The sequence below is a fragment of the Streptomyces coerulescens genome (assembly GCF_042657965.1).
Lineage (GTDB): Bacteria > Actinomycetota > Actinomycetes > Streptomycetales > Streptomycetaceae > Streptomyces > Streptomyces coerulescens.
In genome coordinates this window covers 76,927-90,370 of the sequence record NZ_JBHSKM010000046.1, presented here as the reverse complement: position 1 = coordinate 90,370, position 13,444 = coordinate 76,927, and the positions used below count along the sequence as shown (strand labels likewise).

The 13,444-nt window shown below is 70.3% G+C and carries 16 protein-coding genes and 1 pseudogene; 10 read left to right on the top strand and 7 right to left on the bottom strand.

Annotated features, from left to right (window positions below):
• Nucleotides 1-60: 60 nt before the first annotated feature.
• The 8 genes from ACFPQ9_RS40885 to tgmB all read left to right on the top strand — a co-directional run bounded on the left by ACFPQ9_RS40885 (nt 61) and on the right by tgmB (nt 7,251).
• A complete protein-coding gene (locus ACFPQ9_RS40885; protein WP_380864718.1) occupies nt 61-879 on the top strand; it encodes a chitosanase in 819 nt (272 codons plus the stop codon).
• Nucleotides 880-1,051: 172 nt separating this feature from the next.
• On the top strand, nt 1,052-2,416 hold the full coding sequence (locus tag ACFPQ9_RS40880) for an FAD-dependent oxidoreductase (protein WP_380864717.1): 1,365 nt from the start codon (nt 1,052-1,054) through the stop codon (nt 2,414-2,416).
• A gap of 101 nt (nt 2,417-2,517) precedes the next feature.
• Entirely contained in the window at nt 2,518-3,483 is a 966-nt protein-coding gene (locus ACFPQ9_RS40875; RefSeq protein WP_380864716.1) for a DUF1152 domain-containing protein, read from the top strand.
• 102 nt (nt 3,484-3,585) lie between these two features.
• Nucleotides 3,586-4,080 carry a lamin tail domain-containing protein gene (locus ACFPQ9_RS40870; protein ID WP_380864714.1) on the top strand — a complete coding sequence of 165 codons (495 nt, stop codon included), beginning with the start codon at nt 3,586-3,588 and terminating at the stop codon, nt 4,078-4,080.
• Nucleotides 4,081-4,299: 219 nt separating this feature from the next.
• Nucleotides 4,300-5,421: a hypothetical protein gene (locus ACFPQ9_RS40865; RefSeq protein WP_380864712.1), complete on the top strand. Its 1,122-nt coding sequence runs from the start codon at nt 4,300-4,302 to the stop codon at nt 5,419-5,421.
• 233 nt (nt 5,422-5,654) lie between these two features.
• Entirely contained in the window at nt 5,655-5,951 is a 297-nt protein-coding gene (locus tag ACFPQ9_RS40860) for a DUF1232 domain-containing protein (RefSeq protein WP_380864711.1), read from the top strand.
• Between the two features lie 117 nt (nt 5,952-6,068).
• The gene (tgmA, locus tag ACFPQ9_RS40855; RefSeq protein WP_380864709.1) at nt 6,069-6,260 is read left to right on the top strand and encodes a putative ATP-grasp-modified RiPP; all 192 of its coding nucleotides are present in this window, start codon (nt 6,069-6,071) and stop codon (nt 6,258-6,260) included.
• Between the two features lie 16 nt (nt 6,261-6,276).
• Nucleotides 6,277-7,251: an ATP-grasp ribosomal peptide maturase gene (gene tgmB / locus ACFPQ9_RS40850; RefSeq protein ID WP_380864708.1), complete on the top strand. Its 975-nt coding sequence runs from the start codon at nt 6,277-6,279 to the stop codon at nt 7,249-7,251.
• A 6-nt stretch (nt 7,252-7,257) separates the two neighbouring features.
• On the opposite strand, the gene ACFPQ9_RS40845 is transcribed toward tgmB, so the two are convergent.
• Nucleotides 7,258-7,473 carry a hypothetical protein gene (locus ACFPQ9_RS40845; RefSeq protein ID WP_380864706.1) on the bottom strand — a complete coding sequence of 72 codons (216 nt, stop codon included), beginning with the start codon at nt 7,471-7,473 and terminating at the stop codon, nt 7,258-7,260.
• Nucleotides 7,474-7,642: 169 nt separating this feature from the next.
• Nucleotides 7,643-8,104, bottom strand: coding sequence for a DUF2269 family protein (locus tag ACFPQ9_RS40840; protein WP_380864704.1), 462 nt, complete (start codon nt 8,102-8,104; stop codon nt 7,643-7,645).
• Between the two features lie 217 nt (nt 8,105-8,321).
• Here ACFPQ9_RS40840 and ACFPQ9_RS40835 point away from each other — a divergent pair, with 217 nt between their 5' ends.
• Together ACFPQ9_RS40835 and ACFPQ9_RS40830 are read left to right on the top strand one after the other, a co-directional pair.
• Nucleotides 8,322-9,329, top strand: a complete 1,008-nt coding sequence (locus tag ACFPQ9_RS40835) for a GlxA family transcriptional regulator (protein WP_380864702.1) — start codon at nt 8,322-8,324, stop codon at nt 9,327-9,329.
• Nucleotides 9,330-9,402: 73 nt separating this feature from the next.
• Nucleotides 9,403-9,753 (top strand): hypothetical protein, encoded by a 351-nt coding sequence (locus ACFPQ9_RS40830; RefSeq protein ID WP_380864701.1) that lies wholly within the window; start codon nt 9,403-9,405, stop codon nt 9,751-9,753.
• Nucleotides 9,754-9,846: 93 nt separating this feature from the next.
• On the opposite strand, the gene ACFPQ9_RS40825 is transcribed toward ACFPQ9_RS40830, so the two are convergent.
• The 5 genes and pseudogenes from ACFPQ9_RS40825 to ACFPQ9_RS40805 all read right to left on the bottom strand — a co-directional run bounded on the left by ACFPQ9_RS40825 (nt 9,847) and on the right by ACFPQ9_RS40805 (nt 13,430).
• Nucleotides 9,847-10,041 carry a hypothetical protein gene (locus ACFPQ9_RS40825; protein ID WP_380864700.1) on the bottom strand — a complete coding sequence of 65 codons (195 nt, stop codon included), beginning with the start codon at nt 10,039-10,041 and terminating at the stop codon, nt 9,847-9,849.
• Between the two features lie 68 nt (nt 10,042-10,109).
• Entirely contained in the window at nt 10,110-10,868 is a 759-nt protein-coding gene (locus ACFPQ9_RS40820; RefSeq protein ID WP_380864698.1) for an AMP-binding enzyme, read from the bottom strand.
• Nucleotides 10,869-10,983: 115 nt separating this feature from the next.
• Nucleotides 10,984-11,241, bottom strand: a pseudogene (locus tag ACFPQ9_RS40815) (AMP-binding protein); the annotation flags it as partial.
• A gap of 102 nt (nt 11,242-11,343) precedes the next feature.
• Nucleotides 11,344-12,306 carry a fumarylacetoacetate hydrolase family protein gene (locus ACFPQ9_RS40810; protein WP_380864696.1) on the bottom strand — a complete coding sequence of 321 codons (963 nt, stop codon included), beginning with the start codon at nt 12,304-12,306 and terminating at the stop codon, nt 11,344-11,346.
• On the bottom strand, nt 12,303-13,430 hold the full coding sequence (locus tag ACFPQ9_RS40805; protein ID WP_380864695.1) for a VOC family protein: 1,128 nt from the start codon (nt 13,428-13,430) through the stop codon (nt 12,303-12,305). Before ACFPQ9_RS40805 ends, ACFPQ9_RS40810 begins: the two co-directional genes overlap by 4 nt.
• Nucleotides 13,431-13,444: the final 14 nt, after the last annotated feature.

Genomic DNA, 13,444 nt, shown 5'->3' with positions numbered 1-13,444 from the left:
CCTTCCTATCAGTATCGGGAACGGCCAACTCCCCACCCCCCACCTCTCATTGGAGCCGCCGTGAAGCACCCCACGCACACGTCGCGCCGCACGCTTCTCACCCTGATCGGCGCGTCACTGGCCTCGGCCCCACTCCTCACCTCCCCCCATGCCGCCGCGCACGGCGCCGCGGCGGGACTCGACGACCCGGCGAAGAAGGAGATCGCCATGAAGCTGGTGTCGAGCGCGGAAAACTCCTCACTCGACTGGAAGGCGCAGTACAAGTACATCGAGGACATCGGCGACGGTCGCGGCTACACCGCCGGCATCATCGGCTTCTGCTCCGGCACGGGCGACATGCTCGACCTCGTGGAGCTCTACTCCGACCGCCGCCCCGGCAACGTCCTCGCCCCGTATCTGCCGGCACTGCGCCGGGTCAACGGCACCGACTCGCACGACGGCCTCGACCCGGACTACCCCCGCGACTGGGGCCGGGCCGCACAGGACCAGGCGTTCAAGCAGTCACAGAACGACGAGCGCGACCGGGTGTACTTCAACCCGGCCGTGCGGCAGGGCAAGGCCGACGGACTGCGTGTGCTCGGCCAGTTCGCCTACTACGACGCCATCGTCATGCACGGCGACGGCACGGACCCGACCAGCTTCCGCAACATACGCGAGCGCGCCCTGAACCAGGCCAGGCCGCCGGCGCAGGGCGGTGACGAGGTCACGTACCTCGACGCCTTCCTGGACGCGCGGGTGTGGGCCATGAAGCAGGAGGAGGCCCACAGCGACACCAGCCGGGTCGACACGGCCCAGCGGGTGTTCCTGCGCGACGGCAACCTCGACCTCGACACACCGCTCGACTGGAAGGTGTACGGGGACAGCTTCCACATCGACTGACGGAAAGCCCTGGGTTGCCGCACCACAGGCCGGTGCGGCAACCGAGGACCCGCGGACATCCCATAGAATTGATTTATGAGCTCATAGGTCGGACCCGTGTACCGACTTAGGCTTGCCTTAGTTTAGGCTTCCCGTTCGAGTCGATCTATCGCCTCTCGAAGGGAACCTGATCATGCCCCGCCCCCTGCGGGTAGCCATCGTCGGAGCCGGCCCCGCCGGGATCTACGCCGCCGACGCGTTGCTCAAGTCCGAGGTGGCCGCCGAGCCCGGCGTTTCCATCGACCTGTTCGAGCGCATGCCCGCGCCGTTCGGACTGATCCGTTACGGCGTCGCCCCCGACCACCCCCGCATCAAGGGCATCATCACGGCCCTCCACCAGGTCCTCGACAAGCCGCAGATCCGGCTCTTCGGAAACGTCGACTACCCGGGCGACCTCAGCCTGGACGACCTGCGCGCGTTCTACGACGCCGTGATCTTCTCGACCGGCGCGACGGCCGACCGTGCGCTGCCGATCCCGGGCATCGACCTCGACGGCTCGTACGGCGCGGCGGACTTCGTCTCCTGGTACGACGGCCACCCGGACGTGCCGCGCACCTGGCCGCTGGAGGCGGAGAAGGTCGCCGTGCTCGGCGTCGGCAACGTCGCCCTGGACGTGGCCCGCATCCTGGCCAAGACGGCGGACGAGCTGCTGCCGACGGAGATCCCGCCGAACGTCTACGAGGGTCTGAAGGCCAACAAGGCCCTGGAGATCCACGTGTTCGGCCGCCGTGGCCCGGCGCAGGCGAAGTTCTCCCCGATGGAGCTGCGGGAGCTGGACCACTCCCCCAACATCGAGGTCATCGTCGACCCCGAGGACATCGACTACGACGCGGGCTCGATCGAGACGCGGCGCGGAAACAAGCAGGCCGACATGGTCGCCAAGACCCTGGAGAACTGGGCGATCCGCGACGTCGGCGACCGCCCGCACAAACTGTTCCTGCACTTCTTCGAGTCGCCCTCCGAGGTCCTCGGCGAGGACGGCAAGGTCGTCGGCCTGCGCACCGAGCGCACCGCCCTGGACGGCACCGGCAACGTCAAGGGCACCGGCGAGTTCAAGGACTGGGACGTCACCGCGATCTACCGCGCCGTCGGCTACCTCTCCGACAAGCTCCCCAAGCTGCCCTGGGACCTCGAGTCGGGCACGGTCCCGGACGAGGGCGGCCGGGTCATACAGGAGTCCGGCGAGCACCTTCAGTCGACATACGTCACCGGCTGGATCCGGCGCGGTCCGGTGGGTCTGATCGGCCACACCAAGGGCGACGCCAACGAGACGGTGGCGAACCTGCTGGACGACTTCACGAACGGCCGTCTCCAGACGCCGTCCGCGCCCGAGCCGGAGGCCGTGGACGCCTTCCTGGCCGAGCGGAACGTCCGGTTCACCACGTGGGAGGGCTGGTACAGGCTCGACGCCGCCGAGAAGGCGCTGGGCGAGCCGCAGGGCCGTGAGCGCGTGAAGCTCGTCGAGCGCGAGGACATGCTCCGCGAGAGCGGCGCGTAACCCGCCGGCGTGCACGCGGCGGGAGGGCCCGGGGGCACGCACCCCGGGCCCTCCCGGCTTTTTCGGTGCCCCCGAAGATCGTCGCCTGTTAGCGTCCCCCGGTGTTCTCACTTCTGGAGCCCCCTTTCCTGACCCGACTGCGTGACGCGCGGCGGGTGCTCGTCGCCGGCGCCGGCGGCGGTTTCGACGTGTACGCCGGGCTCCCTCTGGCCCTCGCCCTGCGCGCGGCCGGCAAGGAGGTCCACCTCGCCAACCTGTCCTTCGCGGACCTGTACGGGCTGGACCTCGACGTGTGGGTGGACCACGACGTCGCCGCGATACGCCCGGACACCGCCGCGCGCGGCGACTACTTCCCCGAGCGGACGCTGGCGCGCTGGCTCGCCGGGCAGGACCTGCCCGACACGGTGTACGCGTTCCCGCGCACGGGCGTGCGGCCCCTCAGGGACGCCTACCGCACGCTGCTGGCGCATCTGGGCGGCGTGGACGCCGTCGTACTGGTGGACGGCGGCACCGACATCCTCATGCGCGGCGACGAGAACGGGCTGGGCACACCGGAGGAGGACATGGCGAGCCTGGCCGCGGTGGCCGGGCTCGACGAGGTCGCCGTACGGCTGGTGGCGTGCCTCGGTTTCGGGGTGGACGCCTATCACGGGGTCAACCACTCGCTGGTGCTGGAGAATCTCGCCGCGCTGGACCGCGAAGGCGGCTACCTCGGCGCGTTCTCGCTGCCGCGCGACAGCGACGAGGGGCGCCTCTATCTCGACGCGGTGGCGCACGCCCAGCGGTGCACGCCGGAGCACCCGAGCATCGTCCAGGGATCCGTCGCCGCCGCGGTGCGCGGCGACTTCGGCGACGTCCGGTTCACCGAGCGGACCAAGGACGGCGAACTGTTCGTCAATCCGCTCATGGCCATGTACTTCTGCGTCGACGCGCCCGCCCTGGCCCGGCACAACCTGTATCTCGACCGGCTCGAGGACACGGCCCTCATGCGTCAGATCAGTTCGGTCATCTCGGACTTCCGTGATGAGCTCCCCCGTCAGCGGCCACCACGGGCTTACCCGCACTGACGTACCCGCGTCTCGCATTTCGGTGAAGTCGGCACCGCGCCCGTACTGCCCGGATACACTCCTGATCTTCACAGAAGCTCCACACAGGGGGGATGTTTCTCCATGCGCATACGCATGATCGCCACGACCGCGCTCGTGACCGGCACCCTCGCCGCGCTCGCCGCCGCACCCGCCCAGGCCACCGAGTACTCGTCCGCGCTGAAGATCCGGGGCATCCAGTACGACGCGCCCGGCCGTGACTCCAACAACTGCCGGACCGGCAACACCGACGACGAGTACCTGACGATCAAGAACTACTCGTCCGGTACGACGGTCAACCTCAAGGGCTACGTCGTGAAGGACAAGGCCGGCAACCGGTTCACCTTCACCGCCACCCACTACCTGCAGCCCGGTGACTATGTGAAGCTCCGGGGCGGCAACGGCACCGACTCCGACACGAAGAACGTCGTCTACCGCGACAACTGCAACTTCATGTGGAACAACGACAAGGACACGATCTACCTCTACAAGCCCTCGGGCGCCGGGGCGGACTCGCACGCCTACACCAAGACCCAGAACGACCGGGACGGCAACGGCTACATCACATACCACAACTGAGCGGACGTGGACGGATGAGCAGGACCCGCCCCAATGCGGATGGTGGGCGGGTCCTGCTCAACGAGTCATTGTGGTGACGGGACGCGGCGCGGGCCACGAGTGAGCGCCCCCCGACCGGTGCGGATCACACACACCCCGTGTGCGGACCCCGCTCAGTGGGCAGCCATCTGCGACGACGATACTTGTACGAGCACGTGCTCCCCGCCCATAGATGGACCCATGCCCAGCTCCTCCAGCACCCGCCCCTCGACTCCTCCCACCGTGTGGTCGGCCCGCGGCCACCACCCGGGTCCCGCGGCTCAGGACGCGGTCCGCACCGCCCTGCGGCAGCTCAAGGACAGCCGGACGATCGACGACTTCCTGGAAGTTCCCGAGGCCGAGGCCGCCCAGGACTGGATCTTCGAGGCCCGATGGCGGGTCGCCGGATCGGTGACCGTACGAGCCCGGCTGACCGTCCGGCGCGACTCCGGCAGCGGACAGGAGTGGGTGCTGGTCGCGGAGGCCGAGGCTCCCTGGGATCCCCGCTGGCCGTCGCCGGCCGCGATGTTCTGGCCGCAGGAACCGGACTCGCCGTGGGACCACGACACGGCCACGGGCCTGCGGCTGCGGGACATCAACCCCCTCCCCTCCGACGACAAGGCCGTACGGCGGATACTGCGGGACGCCGCGCGGGACGGCTGGAGCATCCATGTCGTCGTCCACGAGGCCATGACCACCGACCAACGCGGGCAGGTGCCGCTGGCCGGGATGGTGCCGCCGAGCCTGCGGCACCGGGTGGTGGAGCATCGCGCCGCGCCCAGCCAGCTGCGCGTCGTGAACTGGGCCCTGCGGGACCTCGATGTGCAGGTGCCGCGCGGTGGCGCCGTGGTGCTGCCCGGCGCCCCTGCCCCGGCCGACTACGACGCCGAGGGATTCGCCGTACGCAGCGTCTTCCTGGACGGCACTGAGCCGGCCGAGCTCATCCACGCCGTGACTCGCTTCGCCGCGCTCCGGCGACCGCTGCCGGAGGGCGGCGAGGACGCCCTCACCGCCCTCCGGGAGGACTGGAGGCTGCTGACCGTGGAGGAGGAGCTCACGCGCGAGCGCAAGCTCGTGGCGATGTACGCGGAGGCCCTGGAGGCGATGACGAAGTCCCGCGACCTGTACCGCGAGGCCGCCGAACAGGCGCACGCGGCGCTGGCCGCGTTCCGGGAGTCCGCGGACGCCGCGCCCGAGCGGCAGCCGCAGCCGACAGCCACCACGGGGCCGTCCCCCCTCCAGCAACTCACTCGCTCCTTCGAACGCCTCAAGAGCTCGACCCGGACCCGCGTCGAGGCTCGGCGGGAGCCGTCGGACCGGTAGCGGCGGCGTACTGCCGATGCGGTCGTTTCGTGGCTGCCCGCTACTGCGTCGGGCGGGTGGTATTCGGTGCGCGGCTGGTGCGCAGGAGGCAGGTGACCGCCCCGTTTGTGCGTCTTCCGTCCTGACGGGTGATGCGATGCGGCCAGGTGACCGTCGTCATGCAATGTGCGCGACCGGAGCGGGCATCCGAAGAGCAGTGCGTGTGACGCGCGGCACCGGCAGGAGGAGGGTCAGTGGAGTCGACCACCGCGGTGATCATCGCCGTCGTGACCCTCGCGGCCGTCGTGCTCGCCGTGGCCGTCGGGGTACTGGTACGCCTCGTGCGGACGCGGCGGCTGCTGCGCCGCTCCGGGCTGCCGACCGGGCCGCGATGGGTGTTCTGGGGTGCCGTCCTGTACTTCGTTCTGCCGGCCGATCTGGTGCCCGATCCGGTGTATCTGGACGACATCGGCGTGCTCTTGCTGGCACTGCGTACCCTGCGCCGCTCTCCCGAAGCGGGGCCGCCGGACGCCGTTGGTTACAGAAAGTAAGGAAACCAATCACCCGTTCGATTCGTTTAAGTAAGTGGAAACCAAAGGGCGTCGGCGACCGAGGGCCGCCGCCGGGTGGCCAGGCTCGATCGGAGCAGCACCTGTAAGGGAGAGACGATGCAACCGTTCGCGCTCAACTATGCACGGCCGGCAGCGGAGTTGGAGGTCACCACTCCGTACGTCTACGACTCCGGTATGCAGTTGAACGTGTTCCGTGACGGCCGCATAGCCGCCTGTGACCACGCCTTGATGCGGGAGTTGGGCACCACGACGTCCACGGCGGGCTCCAAGACTCACTTCGACGACTGAACACAGGCCGGCGACGATGACAGTCTTGATTCTGACGAACGAAGAAGATGTGACGGCGGACATGGTGGTGGTGCATCTGAACGCGTCCGGCGTTCCGGTGTTCCGGCTCGACCCCGCCGACCTGACCGGCGGGGTGTCCCTGTCGGGCGAGTTCGTGCACGGCAGGTTCCGCGGCCATCTGTCGGCCGCGGGACGTCTGGTGAGCATCGCCGGGTTGCGCTCGGTCTGGTTGCGCAGGCCGGGAGCGGCGGCGCAGCGCGCGGCCAGCCCGTCGACCTGGTTGACGGAGGAGGCCGGGCAGGCGCTGTACGGCATGCTGCGCGGCAGCGAGGCCCGCTGGATGAACCATCCCGACGCGGCCCGCCGGGCCCGTCACAAGCCCTGGCAGCTGCGCCTGGCCCAGCAGTGCGGACTGCCCGTCCCGGCGACTTTGATCACGACGTTCCCGCAGGCCGCCCGTGAGTTCGCCGAGCGCTACCCGGATCTGGTGGTGAAGCCGGTGTCGGGCGCGCATCCCCAGGATCCGCCGCGTGCGGTGCCGACCAGCAGAGTCGCCCCGGACACGGACTTCTCCGCCGTCGCCTTCGGACCGACCCTGCTGCAACGGCGCGTCGCCAAGCGGGCCGACATCCGGCTCACCGTGGTCGGCGACCGGTTGCTGGCCGCCCGCAAGGCGACCGGTACGGAGGCCGAGGTGGACGTCCGCTTCGCGACGTCGGACGCGCCGTGGGAGGCCGTCGAGGTCGCGCCGCGCGTCGCCGAGACGGTTCTCGCCTATATGCGGGGCGCCGAACTGTCCTACGGCGCCTTCGACTTCGTCGAGGACGCCGACGGCGTGTGGTGGTTCCTGGAGTGCAACCAGTCGGGCCAGTTCGGTTTCGTCGAGGTGGACACCGGCCAGCCGATCTCGCGCACCATCGCCGAGTGGCTCGCCCGGCCCGTCGCCGGACCGGAGCCGCACGTCAACGGCGCGAGGGCGAAGGTTGTCTGACCGGGCTCAGCCGGCGTGCGGACCGGGCGGCAGGGCGCTGCGCTGCCAGGCCGGGGCGGGGGATGCCGGACGTGCCGGAGCCGGCGCGTGGCCGAGGGGCGGCCCCGGCTGCATCACGAACTCCAGGTCCCGGCTGACGCGTTCGGCCTCCCTGCGCACCTGGGTGGGGATGTCGCCGCGTTCCGCGATCAGCCGGTCGTAAATGGGGGAATCCTGAAACACCCGTCAACGCGCCTTTCATGTCGTGGCCCTTGTGTGCATATGGGCACGGCTGTCGAGTCTAGGCGCCGACGCACACTGAAGTGCGAATTCTGCCAGAGCGCTTCACGGGCGACGAACGGGTGCTATGGCGGCCCTCGACGCACGGTCGCGGGCCGCCGACCTGCCCGGTTCAGGCGCCGGTCGTCGAACCGGGCCTGACGATCATCAGGATGGTGACGGTCGCCCACAGGAGGTTGAAGACACCGGTGACCATGGCCAGTTGCACGGTCGCGGAGCGCTCCACGGGCTTGTCCTCGCCGAGTTGCTCCAGGACTTCCTCCTGGCGGGGAAGGACGAACGCGATCAGCAGGCCGGCGGCCGCCGCAGTCAGGGCGATGGACGTGATGAGCCATCCGCTGCCCAGGACACCCATCGCCAGGGCGGTGGCCAGGCCGAGGACGGGGACCGACAGACCGATGGCCGCGTAGACCCGGCAGATGCGGTGCAGGAGGCGGACGGTGCCCACCGCCACGGCGCCGTCCGTCGCCGGGACGCGGCGTGCGGCCGGCGGGAACATGCTGGCCGCGACGGTGACGGGGCCGACGGCGACGATGGCGGCAAGGACGTGAAGGATGAGCAGGATCTTGGTCATCGGGCGGTGTCTCGGTCTCCGGGTCGGCGTGGCATCAGAGCCGCGCTCCCGGCGTGCGCGGGGCGGCGGCCCCGCCCACGTTAGAGATCGTCCACCCCGTCGCACAGGGGCTGAAACGACAGGAACCAACGGATTCCCGCCACCTCCCCAATCCGGCTCTGTGTCCGGGATAACCGCCCGGACCTGGGCTTCTGGTCGTGGCGGGAATCTGCCTAAGGTGGCGTTCATGCACACCGTGGCGATCCTGGTTCTCGACAACGTGGTGCCGTTCGACATGGCGACGCCGTTCCAGATGTTCAGCTGGACACGGCTGCCCGACGGCCGCCGCCCCTACCGGGTCCGGCTGTGCGCCGAGTCGCCCGAGGTGCGCACCGAGGGCTTCGCCCTGCGCATCGACCGAGGGCTGGACGGGCTGGCGGACGCGGACACGATCATCGTGCCGGGCTGCGACGAGACGGGGCCGCCCTCTCCCGCCGTGGCCGCGGCCCTGCGTGCGGCCGCCGAAGCCGGCACGCGCATCGCGTCCGTGTGCGTGGGCGCCTTCGTCCTGGCCGAGGCCGGACTGCTGGACGGGCTGCGCGCCACGACCCACTGGATGGCGACCGGCGAACTGGCCCGGCGCTTCCCGGCCGTCGAGGTCGAACCGGACGTGCTGTACGTCGACAACGGACAGGTCCTCACCTCCGCCGGGGCCGCCGCGGGACTGGACATGTGCCTGCACATGATCCGACGGGACCTCGGTTCGGCGGTGGCCGCGCACACCGCCCGCATGTCCGTCGTACCGCTCGAACGTGAGGGCGGGCAGGCGCAGTTCATCGTGCACGAGCACCCGCCCGTGCCGCGCGGCTCGGCACTCGAACCGCTCCTGGAGTGGATCGAGGACAATCTCGCCGGGGAGATCACCCTCGGGGCGATGGCCGAGCGCTCGGGCATGAGCGAGCGCACCTTCAGCCGCCGGTTCCGCGAGCAGACCGGCACCACTCCGCTGCAGTGGCTGCTGCGGGCGCGGGTGCGGCGGGCGCAGTATCTGCTGGAGAACAGCGACCATCCGGTCGAGCGGATCGCACGCCAGGCCGGGTTCGGTTCACCGACGGCGTTCCGTGAGCGCTTCCGCAAGGTGGTGGGCACGACGCCGCACTCCTACCGGTCCGCGTTCCAGGGGAGGACCGCGGTCGGCGCCCCGTCGAATCCGGCGGACCGCACCCGGTCAGTCACGGTGGGATAATTCACCCGAATCCACGAGGGCTGTGAGCAGTTGGACAGGGCGACTCGATCCGCCCCAAGGACGGTGTACGCCCATGAACTGCTCCAGCCGCCTGCTGTGTCTCCTCTACGTCGCCACGAGCGGGGGGCTCGCCTGGACCGCGATCCTCGAAGTGCGGTACGGCCCGATCTGGGCCGCCTGTCTGTTCGCGGCCGCCAGTCTCGTGCCGGTCATCGCCGTCGTACGGGAGACGGTGATCGGTGAACAGCGGCGGATTCTGCTCGATCTGATCGCGCGGGCCTCGCGCGGCGGCGGGGATGCCGCCGACGCGATCGTCCGCGCGGAACTCGACTCGGCCTGCTGCGAGCGCTGGTGGACCAGCCTCGGCACCGAGCACGAGATGACCTGCCGGCACTGGATGCCGCGCAGCAGCAGCGCGGCATGAGCGTCCGCGATGCCGTCCCGTACGGCGTGCCGTGCGGCGTGCCGTGCGGCGTGCCGGCATCGGCGCTCGACGGGACGACATCGCGGGCTTGGCTCAGCTCCGCAGCGCCCGGTCGACCTCCGCACGCAGCAGGTCGACGAAGCCGCGCAGTTCGTCCCCGGCCGGAACGAGCCCGAAGGTGAGGTCGGTCCGGGCCACGGCGGGCGCCAGATCCTCGATGGCCGTGGTCAGTCCGGGCAGTTCAAGGCTCCAGGTGGGCACAGATGACTTCCGGTCCGGTTCGGCCATATCGGCGCGCTCCTCGGCCCCGCGCCGACCGTCGCACCCGGCACTGCCTGTGGGGGCTACGTCACTCATCACCTCGGGTGCTGTCCGACGACACGGCACGTCACGGCGAAGGCGCCGACCCGGCGCTCCACTTCCGACGCGGTGCCGGCCGGTGCCGAGGCCCGCAGTGTGACGGTGACGGTCACCGGCCCGGAGTCGGCATCGGCGCTCACCTCCGCCACCTGCTCGATGTCGCCGAGGACTTCGCCGAGTACGCGGCGCGCGGCGTCGGCGCGCAGGGCGAGTTTGTGGGGCTTGCCGACCGCGGTGACGGGGAGGGCGCCGGGGACGCGGACGGCCTTGGGGGCGGCGGCCGGCTCAGGGACGTGCGCGGCGGCCCAGGCACGCAGTTCGTCCTCGCCGACCATGCCGTCGCGGAGCGTCACGTACGCGACCGGCGCCTCGCCCGCCCGTTCGTCCGGCTGCCCGACGGCCTGGGCGCCGCTGACCGCGGGGTGCGAGAGCAGGGCGTCCTCGATGCCGCGGGGGTCGATGTTGTGGCCGCCGCGGATGATGAGGTCCTTCGCCCGGCCGGTGAGGTGGAGGAAGCCGTCCGTGTCGAGGTAGCCGAGGTCACCGGTGTCGAGCCAGCCGTCGGTCACCTTGCCCTGAGCGCTGATCAGATGGCCGTCCACGGCACGGCCCAGGACGTAGCCGGGGAAGACCGTCGGGTCGCTGATGAGGATGGTGCCGACCTCGCCGGCCGGCCGCTCGGCACCGGTGTCCGGGTCGGCGATCCTGATGTGCTGGTACAGCAGCCGCCGGCCGACCGAGCCGGGCCGGCGCACGTCGAGGAAGCCGCGGACGCTGGCACAGGTCGCCTCGGTCAGGCCGTACCCCCTCCAGGAGCGGAATCCCGGTCGCCGACTCGAAGTTGATACGCACCCCGTCCGTCAGGGCGGAGGCGCCGACCATCGCGCACCGCATCGAGGCGATGTCCGTGCCGTCGACGGGGCACGTGGCCAGGACGGCGTACACCGTGGGCACGGCGCTCATGGTGGCGATCCGGTAGTGCTCGACGATGCGCCAGACCTCGGCGTACAGGGTGATGTCGCGGTAGCCCAACGGCCCCGCCCACACCACGCGTTGACCTCGGAACAGCGGTGCGAGCAGAGTGACGACGAGCGCGTGGACGTGGAACAGCGGCAGCGCGGCGAACACGACCGAGTCGTCGTCCAGTACGGAGGGCGAGCGGGGTGGCCTCGATGGCGGCCAGGTCGTCGGGGTGGTCGTAGCGCGGCCACGCCATGGGGGTCTCGGTGGTCACGCGTACCTCACCTTGTTCTGCTGGGTGCCCAGGTCGATGGCGCCGTCGGGGGTGCGGATGGACAGTTCCAGTACGTCGCCGTCATGGAGGTATTTCTCGTTCTTCGCCTGGGAGTTGAAGAACGCCTTCCACTTCATGGCGGGCGGCAGCAGAGCGCCGATGATCTCCACCGGCTTGGGCGGCGCCTTCAGGGCCGTGCCGCCGGGTGTGCCGGTGAGGATCAGGTCGCCCGGTGCGAGGGCCTGGAAGCGGGAGAGCTCCTGGAGGGCCTGGAGGGGGCTGTAGATCATGTCGGTGAGGTCGCTGTTCTGGCGTGTCTCGCCGTTGACCTTGAGGACGAGGGCGAGCTCGGAGAGGCGGTCCAGTTCCTCGGCGTCCAGCAGGACCAGTGCGGGCCCGACCGGGGTGAAGGTCGGATAGGACTTGGCCTCGTAGAACTGGGTCTTGGGCAGCTGTACGTCGCGTGCGGAGACGTCGTTGGTGACGACCAGGCCGGCGATGTGGTCCCTCCAGGTCGTGGCGGTCACCGTGGCGCCGACGTCGAGGGGGCGTCCGACGACCAGGCCGAGTTCGATCTCGTAGTCGAGGAAGCGGACATGCGTCGGCTTCACGATCTCGTCGAAGGGGCCGCACAGGGAGCCGGAGGTCTTGCGGAAGAACGTCAGCGGGACGGTCTCGGGGTTCATTCCCGAGTCACGCACATGGGAGACGTAGTTGGTCATCTGCGCGACCACCCGGCAGGGCGCGGTGACCGGGGAGACGAGCGGGAGTTCGGCGATGGGGCGGGACCGCGCCGTCGAGACTCCCGCGCGGGCCTCGGCGAGGGCCATGTGCACCGTGACGACGTCGTCGAGGAGTTCGGCGGTCGTCGTCGCGCGTGTCTCGACCGGCACGGCATGGGTCTCGTCGAGCGCGACCCACCACGCTCCCGCAGCGGTACGAAGGACGGAGATGGTCATGAGGATGCCACTTTCAACAGGCCGCGCAGGCGGTCCAGGTCGAACTCGTTGTCGTCGGATCTCAGGGCTGTGATGATCGAGCGCAGCTCGGCCAGCGACTCGCGTCCGGGGGCGACGCCCAGGAAGTCCTTGGTGGCCGGCGGACCCCACTGCGCCAGGCCGGAGGCGGTCATCGGCGTCCAGCCGGGCTCCAGCGTGGCGTCGAACATGTCGCCGTCGGTGAAGTGCTCGACCAGGAAGCCGTCGGGGTCGCGCCAGTAGTCGAAGATCTGGCTGCCCTGGATGTGCCGCCCGATCCCCCAGGACCGCCGGTAGCCCTCGCTCAGCAGGTGCTGACCGCCTGCGGCCAGCGAGTCGAGGTCGGTGACCTCGTACGCGGAGTGCACATACCGGTTGGAGGGGCCGAGGGTCAGGGCCAGTGTGTGGTGGTCGGCCGGGGTCCGGCCGCGGTCGCAGCGGATGAAGCTCATGGTGGGGCCCCGCCCACGCTGACCCTCGTAGTAGAGGAAGTCGCTGACGATCAGGCCGAGGTGCTCCAGGTACCAGTCCAGCGTGCGCGCGTAGGTGGTCGTCTGGAGGACGACATGACCGAGGCGCCGCACGCCCGCGGGTTCCCGCGGGGGCCGCTGGGTGGCGTTGACCCGGTCGAGTCCACCGCCGAAGTTGAACGTCTGCGTGCCCTGCGTGGCCCGCGCGGGCAGTTCGGCGGTGCCGGCGACGACGCGGACCGGCAGCCCGCTCGGGTCGACCAGCTCCACGGCCGAGCCGCCGAGCTGCTCCGGCAGCGACCGCACCCGGGTGCCGGTGGCCTCGGCCAGCCGCACCAGGTCCCGGGCGTCCGCGGCGCGGAAGGCGAGGCCGCGGAACTGCGACTTCCGCCCCTTCGTGATGATCACGCACGGAGCCCCGGCCTGTGTTCCCCGCAGGTGCAACGCGCGGCCGTCCTTGTACGACGTGACGAAGCCGAACGCGCGGGCGAAGACCTCGGCCCGGTCCAGGTCGGGCTTGCGGAACTCCAGCCACGCGATGTCGTGGACCTTGATCACCGGGTTCGTCGCCCGGCCTGGATGCTCCCCGGGGAGTGCACCCTGCTCGGAATGCAGGTCGTTGTGCGTGCCACCCACGGTCACCACCTCCT